Genomic DNA, 11671 nt, shown 5'->3' with positions numbered 1-11671 from the left:
TGCATGGTTCTGACCACCTGCCCCAATCAACAGGAAGCTGACGACCATGCCAGGGCTATCATCGAACAGCGCCTGGCAGCCTGTGTTCAGAGCAGTCCAATCCACAGCCATTATCGATGGGATGGTGAAGTCCAGTCGGATCCGGAAGTACTGCTTCGGATTAAAACCACCTGTGAGCGTTATCAGGCACTGGAGCAATACCTGAAAGCTGAACACAGCTATGATGTGCCACAGGTTATTCAGATACCCATTGAGAACGGCCTGCCAGAGTACCTTGACTGGGTAAGGGGAGAAACGGTGGTCATCGGCCAGTAAAACATAAGTAGCTAACCATATGAAATCATACATTTCTGACTCCTTGTTCAGGCACTCTGCTTCGTTACAACTCCGGTCACATAGCTACGGCTATGCTCCCTCCGTTGTGCCTCGCATAGCACCTGCCCAAGTAGCCAGAAATGTATGATTCCATATGGCCAGCTACTTATATTGGCAAGATCAAATCAAATACTTTATTTAGTACATTTGCCTTTTTTGGTTTGTCTGAGTTATAGGAGTCTGTACAATCCTTCTGAGCTGTATACCTGTAAAATAAGTATAAAACATGCCGCATGGTATGAGAAAAGCAAAGTTAAGGATGCATTTGTGAACAGAAAAGTTATGTACCCAGTTGTGGTCGCGTGTCTGTTGGCGGCAGTGGGTTGTTCTCCTATCCCTAAAGCAACAACCGTTGATCAAAGTCCTCAGGTTAAACTTCAATCTGCTCAGCATTGGGGAGTGATAGCCGAACATTTATCCGGACAGATTATGGCTAACGCAAACCTTGCGTCTCAGCCGGTCTATATCGATTTGGAGCAGAGTCACTCAACTTTCAGCAAAGTATTCACACAGCAGCTATCCAGTGCGTTGGTCAAGCGCGGCGCAACGGTTATGACCTCAAGTGCTACCAGCCTTTCAATGGAACTGGATGCACAGGTTGTCAGGCACTCAAATGATAGAGATAAGGGCACAAACTTCGCCACCACTGGAACTGCAGGCTTCCAATGGGCACTGGCCGAACTTGGTGATGATTTAAGCGTTGCTGAAGGTATTAGCTATGGCGTTATCCCTCTTTCGGTAGCTTATGACGTCAGCAAAATATTCCCCTCCAAAACCAACACAGAAGTTGTGATTACAGCCCGTATTGTCGACGACTACCAGATTCAATTTTCAGAAACTAATTCCTACTATATTCCTGATATGGCTATGCGGCAGTACAAAAAGTCAGCAGTTGTTAATCTGACCAAAAATGATGGACAGGGAGTAGAAAAATAATGAAGTCACTCACTGCAAAAATTATCATTGCACTGCTTTCTACCGTTCTGATAGCAGGGTGCTCAAACAAAAGCCACAAAAGAACAGAAAGAATTGATCTGGTAAAAATCAGCCAACTGGCAGCGACTGCCATGGCTAAAAAGGCGCAGGATGAATTACCGGTCGGGGCTACTATTCTTTCGACAAGTCTTGCAGATATTAACCAGCTTAGTAATACGACTACTCTGGGTCGTGTTCTTGGAGAACAGCTTTCATCCGCTTTATCTGATATTGGTTATGATTTGATCGAAATCAAAATGCGGGATAGCGTTTTTATTGATGACTTCAAGGCTGGAGAGTTCAGTCTTTCAAGAAATCTGGATAATCTCAGTAAGTCCTATAATGCTGATGCTATTGTAACTGGCACCTATGCTGTTGGCAGCTCAACTGTCTATATCAGCGCAAGAATGATTGATACCAGTACAAAACGTGTTATTTCCACTGCCGATTTCCAGATTCCAATGGACGCAGATATTCGTTTATTAGTGAGCAACCGTCGTTACTGATAATAATGAATACAGGTATTTTTATTTACGACCAGGCTGAAGTTCTGGACTTCTCTGGTCCCTTTGAAGTGTTTACCACTGCGGCACGCCTCTCTCCCAACGGAAAAGCCTTCAGGCCTTTTCTGGTCAGTGAATCCGGCAATCTGGTCACTGCCAGGGGAGGTTACCGGGTTCAACCGGACTACGGGTTTCACAACCACCCCTCAATTGACCTGCTGGTGGTTGTCGGTGGTGTGCACAACGCAGAAATGGATAAGCCCGGTGTTTTACAATGGATTTACTCTCAGGGAAAACAGGCCAGGTTGAACGCTTCAGTTTGTACCGGCGCTTTCCTGATGGCGGCAGCCGGTTTACTGAGCAACCAACAGAATGTCACCACTCACTGGGAAGATATCCCGGATTTGCAAACACAGTTCCCCGGTCTCAACGTTATCAGCAACGTCCGTTGGGTGGATGAAGGCTCTGTTATCACGTCAGCGGGTATTTCTGCGGGTATTGATATGAGCCTGCATATTGTCAATCGCTTACACAGTCAGGCGCTGGCAGAAAAGACCGCCAGGCAAATGGATTTCCACTGGCAAAAGGCCTGATAGTATGAAGTACCGCTTTCAGGAAAAGATAAACACAGCATCAAAACTAGACCAATTGATCTCAAAATAGTTCAAATATCTGGATAATCCTCAGTTAATGATGGCGTGGATTGCTGCCATGCATAATCTTGCAGCCCTTTATGAAAATCAGAAGATCCCACAGAAGGCCAGTGAATTTCTGGTTTTCCCCTACCGGCGGATTATCACGCTGATAAAGTCAGGAGGATTGTCTGAGGCATTTAAGCCTCCATTATTCAAGGCTCTGAAGTGTACTGTAATACCGCTGCTGGAGTTTTCCAAAAAGTATCGTATCTGTTTTTCCAACTGGACGACCATCATCGCTTTATCAATGGCAAACCGATGCTGGTCTGTGGCAATACCGCAGCCATGGTGCAGGATACTCGCTATAGCAGCCACTTTACCGTGCATGGCAACCGGAAGACCCATTATGGCCCTTTCAACTGTCTCCCGGCCGTCATTGATAATGGGACTGATTGCACAACTGGCGGTTGCTGTTGAAGCCCTATCCACTGATCCATGAACCTGATAGATTACCAGGCCAGTGAGTTACAGCGCTTTTTTTCCGCTATTAGTAATATTGTTAACCGGTTGCCAAATGCCCATAAAACCATCCAGCGGTTTCTGCATGGTTCTGACCACCTGCCCCAATCAACAGGAAGCCGACATCCATGCCAGGGCCATCATCGAACAGAGCCTGGCAGCCTGTGTTCAGAGCAGTCCAATCCACAGCCATTATCGATGGGATGGTGAAGTCCAGTCGGATCCGGAAGTACTGCTTCGGATTAAAACCACCTGTGAGCGTTATCAGGCACTGGAGCAATACCTGAAAGCTGAACACAGCTATGATGTGCCACAGATTATTCAGATACCCATTGAAAATGGCCTGCCAGAGTACCTTGACTGGGTAAGGGAGGAAACGGCGGTCATCGGCCGGTAAAGAGAGTCGGATAGTATTCTTCAGTAAAAAGGACTTTTGACCTTATATCGCAAGTCGGAGCGTGAAAGTATTCCTGGTCATATCCTGAAAAAGATAGCGGAGGCTATAAACGATGAATGAACGAGATATTGGTCAGGAAATCCTCGATGGCCTGAATGAGATCAAGGCATTTAAGGCGGGTAAGGGAAAGCTGAAAACGACCGTCTTATCAGAGCCGTCACCTGCCAAAGAGATCAGGGAAAAGCTCCAGCTGTCCCAGTCGGCTTTTGCTTCTTTTATGGGAGTCAGTGTTCGGACAATCCAGGACTGGGAGCAGGGACGGCGGAATCCTCAGGGGCCTGCAAAAGCTCTGTTGCGAGTTGTCGAACAGCATCCTGAGGTTTTTGAGAATCTCCGTTAATGGGCATTTGTTATAGTTTGCCAGAGTGTCCAGCATTTGTCTGAAAATCAACCAACAACCACTTCTACCAACTAATCCGAAGATATTTAATAATAATGAATACAGGTATTTTTATTTACGACCAGGCTGAAGTCCTGGACTTCTCTGGTCCTTTTGAAGTGTTTGCCACTGCGGCACGCCTCTCTCCCAACGGAAAAGCCTTCAGGCCTTTTCTGGTCAGTGAATCCGGCAATCTGGTCACTGCCAGGGGAGGTTACCGGGTTCAACCGGACTACGGGTTTCACAACCACCCCTCAATTGACCTGCTGGTGGTTGTCGGTGGTGTGCACAACGCAGAAATGGATAAACCCGGTGTATTACAATGGATCTACTCTCAGGGACAACAGGCCAGGCTGAACGCTTCAGTTTGTACCGGCGCTTTCCTGATGGCGGCAGCCGGTTTACTGCGTAACCAGCAGAATGTCACCACTCACTGGGAAGATATCCCGGATTTGCAAACACAGTTCCCCGGTCTCAACGTTATCAGCAACGTCCGTTGGGTGGATGAAGGCTCTGTTATCACGTCAGCGGGTATTTCTGCGGGTATTGATATGAGCCTGCATATTGTCAGTCGCTTACACAGTGAGGCGCTGGCAGAAAAGACCGCCAGACAAATGGATTTCGACTGGCAAAAGGCGTGACAGTATGAAGGATCGCTTTTGGAAAAGATAAAACAGTAAACTTAACTATGATGCCAGGTGATTACAGTAAAAACCAATCACCTGGATTTCCCAGAGCCGTTTCTTCACCACTGATCTGACACAATCACATCCTGTTGTTCCAAACAATTTTGCGGGAAAAGTTTACATCAGCCACTTTTTATAATACAAATGATAATTATTCTCATTAAAATAAATGAATCAATACGGGATCCGGACAGTGAACCAGTGGCAACAGAAGCTTCATCAAGGGAATGTTAATTTTCATCAATGCAAATGGCGATCAGCTGAAACAGCTTATCTGGACGCTGCCCGGATGCTGGAACATGAATGGTTCAAGGATCTGGATAACCCTCAGTTAATGATGGCGTGGATTGCTGCCATGCATAATCTGGCAGCCCTTTATGAAAATCAGAAGATCCCCCAGAAGGCCAGTGAATTTCTGGTCTTCCCCTACCGGCGGATTATCACGCTGATAAAGTCAGGAGGATTATCTGAGGCATTTAAGCCCCCGTTACTCAAGGCTCTGAAGTGTACTGTGATACCACTGCTGGAGTTTTCCACAAAGCATCGTATCTGTAAGTGCTGTCAACATTATCTCGATGAGGCCAAAGAGTGGCTAAGTCTGAGTTGGCCGGATCTGCAATACCTGCACAGAAACCAAAACCATATTGCTAACCAGTCTTCCCCCACAGACAGAACAATTCATTGAATCTAAAGGGGCGTTTTCGCCTTGCTTGTGGTCTGGTCACATGGCGAGAAAACGTCCCAAATGCTTTTCCAGCGTTACCAACGCCCTGTTGAACGCAGGCTAAACCACCTCTTTCAGCCGATACCACAACATCCCCAGGGCCAGTAACGGCGAACGGAAATAGCGCCCTCCGGGAAAAGTGATATGACGTATATTGGCAAACACATCAAACCGTTCTGCCTGGCCGGAAATAGCCTCTGCCAGTACCCTCCCCGCCAGATGGGTGGCATTGACCCCGTGGCCAGAATAGGCCTGGGCAAAGTAAATGTTTGCCCCTGATCGACCAATCTGTGGCATGCGATTGGCACCAATCCCAATCATGCCGCCCCACTGGTATTCAATAGCGACATTTTCCAGTTGAGGAAAGACCTGCAACATTTTCGGGCGAAGCGATGCGACAATATCTTTTGGATCCCGCCCGGAGTAATTGCACATACCACCAAACAACAGTCGTTTATCCGCAGAAAGGCGGAAGTAATCCAGGGCAAGGCTGACATCACAGAGAGCCGTGTCTTGTGGTATCAGGTTTTGCCAGACCCTGTCCTCCAGTTGTTCTGTGGCAATGATATAACTGCCCGCAGGTAACACTTTCCCGCCAATCTTTGGTTCCAGGTTCCCCAGGTAGGCATTCCCTGCCAATACCAGGAACTGGCAGGTTACTGAACCTTTCGCCGTTTCAACCCCGGGCAGGTTACCCTTATGGATTTTCTCCACCGCCGAATATTCGAACAACTGTACCCCTAACCCCTCAGCTACACGCGCCTCACCCAGACAGAGATTCAATGGGTGCAAATGACCACTTCCCGAGTCCAGCATGCCGCCAATATACCGGTCAGTATTAACATATTGCTTGATATCATCCTGTGATAGCAGCCGCAGCTTATGGGCATAATGGCGTGCCTTCAGGGACTCATAGTCTTCGGTAATCCCGGCCATCTGTTTTGGCTTGATCGCCGCATCCACATACCCCATTTTCAAGTCACACTGAATGCCGTATTTCCGGACCCGCTCACGCACCAGCTCAACAGCCTCAAACCCCATCCGATGGATTGCCTCGACCCCATCGGTACCGATCTGGTTGCGAAACTGCTCCGGCTCTTCCCCCATCCCCCGAATCAGCTGACCGCCATTGCGCCCGGTTGCCCCCCAACCGATTTTCCGTGCCTCCAGAACCGCAACGCGATAGCCACGCTCGGCCAGTTCCAGGGCTGTAGCGATGCCGGAGAACCCCCCACCAACCACACAGACATCGACGGTCAGGCTACCTTCCAGCACCGGATAATCTGTGGCAAAGTTCAGTGACGCGGCGTAGTAAGACTGCGCATGGGCTTCGGTATGTACAGGTGCCTTGAGTTTCATAAATCATTGCCTGTTCTTATATTTCAACGTTTTCAAGAGGCAGAATTTCAGCGAACCATTCCTCACGAACTATTCCCCAGGCCCCCTGATATATCAAGGGAATTTTCAGTCTGTGTCAGAGTCTAATTACCGAGTACTTATGATGAGCTTTTTTTATGACGCCCCCCAAGGAACCCGGCAAACAACATTTATCTTTCAACACAAACCCGCCCCGGGGAGCCGTTGCAGCAACAGCGCGTCCTGCGAAACACAATCAATATTCGGTAAAACCGGATGATGGAGTAGCGATCGCCGGAAAAATTACCGGAGAATCCATTGACCTTCCTCTACCTGCAAAGGCTCCGATCAATAAAAGAGCCAGTCGCCACTACTCCCCACCGATTGAAACCGAACAGGTGATAGTGCAGCTCTTGCGCCTGAAAGAACCGGTGAAAAGCAGAAAAATCAACGAAGGAGGGTCTTCTGTGGTAAAAAAAGTATCGGATGGACAACAAACCATCGCTGTGAAGCTGTTAAAAGATAAAACATTCTCAATAGAGCGGAGACTCATTCAGCAGAAAAACGGAGAGATATCAGGGCTGAATATTCCGGATCATCCGAATATTGTTAAAACTCTGGCGGTTTTAGTACAGCGAGAAGCTAACAATAAATATCGTTTGATCCAACACGGGGATCCTGATTTTTCCCTGGCTCTCTACAGGCCCCTGGCCTGCGTTCTCGAATATGTTGATGCCATTGACCTTTGTGAAAGCCTTGTAAATAAAAAAGTCGAACCTGGTTTCGACCTTGCAGTTGATGTTGGCAGAAAAATCTGTGCCGCATTAATGTGTATTCATGATCAGAATTTGGTGTATCGGGATATTAAGCCCGATAATATACTTTATGCCCCCCCAAAAGCCCCGGGGGAAGAAAGCATGGTAAAGCTAACCGATATGGGGCTCACCAAACACCTGAAAAAAGACGATTATACCAGAACCCTCTGTGGCACTGTTGACTATGTTGCCCCCGAGGTGTTCTCTGAAAGAAGATATAATCATACCGCAGATGCCTGGTCACTCGGGGTGCTTCTATTTGTTCTATCCACCGGATTGCGATTATATGACTCAAAGGATAAATCTAAGACTTATAAGGACATCATCCGTTTCAATGAAAAAAGTGAGGAACAAAAAAGGTCATATATGCTGACGCGATTCAGAGTTTTTCATCCTGAATTGTTGAACATCATGCTTTCGCTGTTTCGTAAACCGAGCCAGCGAATGGCATTGTCAGAAGCGAAAGCAGCATTGGACCAGTTAGCAGGCTTAAAGCAGTGAAATCCAGGTAGATTTCAACTCCGTGTATTTATCAAAGGCATGGAGCGACTTATCCCGACCATTACCGGACTGCTTGAAGCCCCCAAAAGGCACCGTCATATCTCCACCATGGTAGTTATTGATGAACACTGAACCCGCCCTGAGTCGCCTGGCTACCCGATGCGCTTTGTCAAGATTACCGGTCCAGAACGCTGCCGCAAGGCCGTAGTCGCTGTCATTGGCAATGCGGATTGCCTCCTCCTTATCATGGAAGGAAATAACCGACAGCACCGGCCCAAAGATCTCTTCACGGGCAATGGTCATCTGATTATCAACCTGGTCAAACACCGTGGGTTCGATAAGTAGTTGGCCAAATGGAATCGTATATTTCTGGCTAAGTGGGCAGTTGCTATGCAAGGCGCAACGTAGGGAGCATAGCCGTAGCTATGTGACCGGAGTTGCAACGCCGCAGAGTGACTGCCCACTTAGCTAGAAATATACGATTCCATTTGGCCAACTACTTAGCCTGCCATTGCACGCGCGTTCTGGTCGCCATAACCGCTCCCGTTGTTATTGTTTGAGGGCATTTGTTGATAAAAGCACATTAACGAAATGCAGTACTTGATTCAATACAGATTGTTTGAAATATTGTGCACAATGTTTGCAATCATGTGCGCCACTGATACCACTGGCGTCAGCAAACCAGGGCTCAATAATAACAAAGGTAAGGGATATGACTGATCTGCCCCTGAGTAAGCCCACAGCAACTGCCCGCCAACATACCATGAACAGCGAAGCCAGCTCACTGGACGCGCTCTGGATGCCCTTCACAGCGAACCGCCAGTTCAGGCAACAGCCCCGTATGCTCAACAGTGCAGAAGGCATGTACTATCAGGACGACAAAGGTCGTCTGATTCTGGATGGCTGCGCCGGTCTATGGTGTGTTAACGCCGGTCATGGACGTCAGGAGATATCTGACGCTGTCGCCCGTCAGGTGGCAAAAATGGACTACGCGCCACCCTTTCAAATGGGGCACCCCCTGGCATTCGAGTTTGCAGAACGTCTGGCCGACATTGCCCCCGGCAACCTGAACCACGTGTTCTTTACCAACTCAGGCTCAGAGTCTGTAGAGACTGCCCTGAAAATTGCCCTGGGCTATCATCGCATCAGGGGTGAAGGTACACGACAGAGACTGGTTGGTCGTGAGCGTGGTTACCACGGTGTGAATTTTGGTGGCATTTCTGTCGGGGGGATCGGCAATAATCGCACAATGTTCGGTAATCTAACTGAAAAAACGTGTGATCAAATATTGAAAGCAGACATGTCCCAGATAGACACCCACGATCCCTGTAACGCCCGACAGTACAGGAGGTGCAGGGATCGGCAAGCGGAAGTAGCTAAAGAGCATACCTACGGCAAAACCAGTGGCTGTAGCAATAAGGGCTTCGTTCATCAGGTGACACCAGAAGAAACTGCAGGAAAATCTTATATTAGTCCATGAAAACAGCCCCTGAAGTCTGATTCAGGGAAACGAAGCTTAAACAACATAATAAGGTGGATTATGAAAACCGATACCCGGCCACTGATCGGTGTCACAGCAGACACGGCAATGGATGGTCTGCACCGTGTACATCAGGCTGGAGAAAAGTATCTCACCTCTGTTGTTCATGCTGCCAATGCCCTCCCTGTTATCATCCCTTCTTTGCCTGTTCCCCTGGATAGTCAGGACATTCTTGCACAGCTTGACGGCCTGCTGGTTACTGGTGCTTATTCGAATATTGAACCCCGGCGCTATGGTAGTGCACCGGCTAACTCCGATGTTTCAAAAGAAAGCGCACACCATGATAGCCAGAGAGATAACACAACTCTGCAACTTATCCCTGATGCCATAGCCCTGGGTATTCCTTTATTAGGCATTTGCCGAAGCCTGTCGTACAAGGCATTACCAACGATTACCTCGTCATCACTAAGAACATAACCATAAGCAAAGATACTATGAAAAAGCTGGCCAGCTGGTTAAAAGCGCAGAGAATCACCGAGGTCGAAGCGGTCATATCCGACTTTACCGGTATCGCCCGTGGCAAGATTATGCCCAGTAGCAAGTTTATTGCCGAAAAAGGCATACGACTGCCGGAAAGTTTGCTGATTCAGGGAGTGACCGGAGATTACGTCGAAGATGAAATCTACTATGAGCTGATGAATGCCGCTGAGATCGATATGATTCTCAAACCCGATGAGTCCGCTGTCCATATGGTACCCTGGGCACTGGAGCCAACGGCGCTGGTTATCCATGACTGTTACGATAAGCAGGGTAACCTGATCAGCATGGCACCAAGGGCAGTGCTGAAAAACGTTCTGGCGCTTTATGAAGCCAAAGGCTGGAAGCCCGTCGTGGCACCTGAACTGGAATTTTACCTGACCAAACGCACCGCTAATCCGGACCACCCGTTGCAGCCGCCGGTTGGCCGATCCGGGCGTCCTGAGTCTGGCCGCCAATCCTATAGCATTGACGCTGCCAATGAATATGACCCTCTCTTTGAAGATGTTTACAACTGGTGTGAACAGCAGGGGCTGGATGTAGATACCCTGATTCACGAAGAAGGTGCAGCCCAGATGGAAATCAACTTCCGTCACGGTGATGCGCTGTCCCTGGCAGACCAGGTATTTATATTTAAACGCACGGTACGGGAAGCGGCATTAAAACATGAGATTAATGCCACTTTTATGGCCAAGCCCATCAGTGGTGAACCGGGCAGCTCCATGCACCTGCACCAGAGTATCCTGGATAAACAGGGAAACAACATTTTCAGCAACGAAGATGACTCCCCCAGCAAGATGATTTACCACTATATTGGCGGGCTTCAGCAGTATGTATCGGAAGCCATGCCACTTTTTGCGCCGAACGTAAACTCCTACCGTCGTTTTCTCAGGGATACCTCTGCGCCGGTGAATCTGGCCTGGGGTATTGATAACCGGACTGTCAGCCTGAGAATTCCTGACTCATCTCCTGCCAACCGCCGTGTTGAAAACAGACTGGCAGGGGCGGACGCCAACCCATACCTCGCCTTTGCGGCATCACTGCTTTGTGGTTACCTTGGCATGATTAATGCCGCAGAACCAACACAAGCCGTTACCGGAAATGCCTCTGATGATTCTAACGACAAAAGACTTCCACTTAATCTTGAGGAAGCCCTTGAGCTGATGGAACAGAGTGAAATTCTCAAAAAGACCCTGGGAAGACGCTTTGTTCGTTCCTATGTTGAAGTGAAGCGCACTGAATACCAGAACTTCAAAGGGATTATCAGCTCCTGGGAGCGTGAATACCTGCAGATGACTGTTTAAAAAAATAATAAAATTCTTGATGGCATGGCCGGGCTCTGGTGCGTCAATATTGGCTATGGACGACAGGAGCTGATTGCCGCAGTCTGTCAGCAGATGAAAGAGCTGCCTTACTACAACACCTTCTTTAAAACCACCCATAACCCGTGGTGTCGGCATGGTTGCGGCACTGGAAATGACCAATAACAGGGAAGCAAGAACCCGTTTTGATGATGAAGGCACAGCAGGCACCGTCTGCCGTAATTTCTGCTTCAAAAATGGTCTGGTGATGCGCGCAGTGGGCGATACCATGATCATCTCACCACCACTGATCATCAGCCATGCCGAGATTGATGAATTGGTGACCAAAGCCCGTAAATGCCTTGATTTAACCCTGGAGTACTTGAACGACAGAAAACAATAATTCATCCGGGTTGTTATAACCCGGG

17 protein-coding genes and 1 pseudogene are annotated in these 11671 nt (G+C 48.3%); 14 read left to right on the top strand and 4 right to left on the bottom strand.

The window, feature by feature from the left end:
* Window positions 1-3 precede the first annotated feature (3 nt).
* The 4 genes from cutA (ACO6VE_RS01415) to ACO6VE_RS01400 all read left to right on the top strand — a co-directional run bounded on the left by cutA (ACO6VE_RS01415) (window position 4) and on the right by ACO6VE_RS01400 (window position 2446).
* Window positions 4-315, top strand: a complete 312-nt coding sequence (cutA, locus tag ACO6VE_RS01415; protein WP_422459335.1) for a divalent-cation tolerance protein CutA — start codon at window positions 4-6, stop codon at window positions 313-315.
* A gap of 327 nt (window positions 316-642) precedes the next feature.
* Window positions 643-1311 carry a hypothetical protein gene (locus ACO6VE_RS01410; protein ID WP_422449275.1) on the top strand — a complete coding sequence of 223 codons (669 nt, stop codon included), beginning with the start codon at window positions 643-645 and terminating at the stop codon, window positions 1309-1311.
* Window positions 1311-1856, top strand: coding sequence for a FlgO family outer membrane protein (locus tag ACO6VE_RS01405; protein WP_422459333.1), 546 nt, complete (start codon window positions 1311-1313; stop codon window positions 1854-1856). The genes ACO6VE_RS01410 and ACO6VE_RS01405 overlap by 1 nt, the downstream gene beginning before the upstream one ends.
* A 5-nt stretch (window positions 1857-1861) precedes the next feature.
* Window positions 1862-2446 carry a DJ-1/PfpI family protein gene (locus tag ACO6VE_RS01400; RefSeq protein WP_422449279.1) on the top strand — a complete coding sequence of 195 codons (585 nt, stop codon included), beginning with the start codon at window positions 1862-1864 and terminating at the stop codon, window positions 2444-2446.
* Between the two features lie 189 nt (window positions 2447-2635).
* On the opposite strand, the gene ACO6VE_RS01395 is transcribed toward ACO6VE_RS01400, so the two are convergent.
* Entirely contained in the window at window positions 2636-2977 is a 342-nt protein-coding gene (locus tag ACO6VE_RS01395; RefSeq protein ID WP_422459331.1) for a hypothetical protein, read from the bottom strand.
* Window positions 2978-3092: 115 nt separating this feature from the next.
* Between ACO6VE_RS01395 and cutA (ACO6VE_RS01390) the strand changes: the two genes are divergently transcribed.
* The 4 genes from cutA (ACO6VE_RS01390) to ACO6VE_RS01375 all read left to right on the top strand — a co-directional run bounded on the left by cutA (ACO6VE_RS01390) (window position 3093) and on the right by ACO6VE_RS01375 (window position 5214).
* On the top strand, window positions 3093-3404 hold the full coding sequence (gene cutA, locus ACO6VE_RS01390; RefSeq protein ID WP_422459329.1) for a divalent-cation tolerance protein CutA: 312 nt from the start codon (window positions 3093-3095) through the stop codon (window positions 3402-3404).
* A 112-nt stretch (window positions 3405-3516) separates the two neighbouring features.
* On the top strand, window positions 3517-3804 hold the full coding sequence (locus ACO6VE_RS01385) for a helix-turn-helix domain-containing protein (protein WP_101746508.1): 288 nt from the start codon (window positions 3517-3519) through the stop codon (window positions 3802-3804).
* Between the two features lie 95 nt (window positions 3805-3899).
* Complete coding sequence (locus tag ACO6VE_RS01380) at window positions 3900-4484, top strand: DJ-1/PfpI family protein (RefSeq protein WP_422459327.1); 585 nt, start codon at window positions 3900-3902, stop codon at window positions 4482-4484.
* A gap of 238 nt (window positions 4485-4722) precedes the next feature.
* Window positions 4723-5214 carry a hypothetical protein gene (locus ACO6VE_RS01375; RefSeq protein WP_422459325.1) on the top strand — a complete coding sequence of 164 codons (492 nt, stop codon included), beginning with the start codon at window positions 4723-4725 and terminating at the stop codon, window positions 5212-5214.
* A gap of 99 nt (window positions 5215-5313) precedes the next feature.
* Here ACO6VE_RS01375 and ACO6VE_RS01370 read toward each other — a convergent pair whose 3' ends face one another.
* On the bottom strand, window positions 5314-6612 hold the full coding sequence (locus ACO6VE_RS01370) for an NAD(P)/FAD-dependent oxidoreductase (RefSeq protein ID WP_422459323.1): 1299 nt from the start codon (window positions 6610-6612) through the stop codon (window positions 5314-5316).
* Window positions 6613-7013: 401 nt separating this feature from the next.
* Between ACO6VE_RS01370 and ACO6VE_RS01365 the strand changes: the two genes are divergently transcribed.
* On the top strand, window positions 7014-7925 hold the full coding sequence (locus tag ACO6VE_RS01365; RefSeq protein WP_422459321.1) for a protein kinase domain-containing protein: 912 nt from the start codon (window positions 7014-7016) through the stop codon (window positions 7923-7925).
* Here the strand turns inward: ACO6VE_RS01365 and ACO6VE_RS01360 are convergent.
* Window positions 7914-8321 (bottom strand): aldehyde dehydrogenase family protein, encoded by a 408-nt coding sequence (locus ACO6VE_RS01360; protein ID WP_422459319.1) that lies wholly within the window; start codon window positions 8319-8321, stop codon window positions 7914-7916. The genes ACO6VE_RS01365 and ACO6VE_RS01360 overlap by 12 nt on opposite strands.
* Window positions 8322-8637: 316 nt before the next feature.
* Here ACO6VE_RS01360 and ACO6VE_RS01355 point away from each other — a divergent pair.
* Window positions 8638-9216 (top strand): annotated as a pseudogene (locus tag ACO6VE_RS01355) (aminotransferase class III-fold pyridoxal phosphate-dependent enzyme); the annotation flags it as partial.
* On the opposite strand, the gene ACO6VE_RS01350 reads toward ACO6VE_RS01355, so the two are convergent.
* On the bottom strand, window positions 9187-9312 hold the full coding sequence (locus ACO6VE_RS01350) for a XapX domain-containing protein (protein WP_422459430.1): 126 nt from the start codon (window positions 9310-9312) through the stop codon (window positions 9187-9189). The pseudogene ACO6VE_RS01355 and the gene ACO6VE_RS01350 overlap by 30 nt on opposite strands.
* 153 nt (window positions 9313-9465) lie before the next feature.
* On the opposite strand from ACO6VE_RS01350, the gene ACO6VE_RS01345 reads away from it, so the two are divergent.
* The 4 genes from ACO6VE_RS01345 to ACO6VE_RS01330 are packed head-to-tail and all read left to right on the top strand — an operon-like array spanning window position 9466 to window position 11646.
* Window positions 9466-9882: a gamma-glutamyl-gamma-aminobutyrate hydrolase family protein gene (locus ACO6VE_RS01345; protein ID WP_422459317.1), complete on the top strand. Its 417-nt coding sequence runs from the start codon at window positions 9466-9468 to the stop codon at window positions 9880-9882.
* Window positions 9883-9899: 17 nt separating this feature from the next.
* Window positions 9900-11246: a glutamine synthetase family protein gene (locus ACO6VE_RS01340; RefSeq protein ID WP_422459313.1), complete on the top strand. Its 1347-nt coding sequence runs from the start codon at window positions 9900-9902 to the stop codon at window positions 11244-11246.
* 24 nt (window positions 11247-11270) lie between these two features.
* Entirely contained in the window at window positions 11271-11429 is a 159-nt protein-coding gene (locus ACO6VE_RS01335; protein WP_422449301.1) for a hypothetical protein, read from the top strand.
* Window positions 11401-11646 carry a hypothetical protein gene (locus tag ACO6VE_RS01330; RefSeq protein ID WP_422449303.1) on the top strand — a complete coding sequence of 82 codons (246 nt, stop codon included), beginning with the start codon at window positions 11401-11403 and terminating at the stop codon, window positions 11644-11646. Before ACO6VE_RS01335 ends, ACO6VE_RS01330 begins: the two co-directional genes overlap by 29 nt.
* The last annotated feature ends 25 nt before the right edge of the window (window positions 11647-11671 follow it).

This window comes from Endozoicomonas sp. ALB115, assembly GCF_049310245.1.
Taxonomy (GTDB): domain Bacteria; phylum Pseudomonadota; class Gammaproteobacteria; order Pseudomonadales; family Endozoicomonadaceae; genus Endozoicomonas.
The sequence above is the reverse complement of the archived record's forward strand: the minus strand, read 5'-3'. Positions and strand labels throughout refer to the sequence as shown.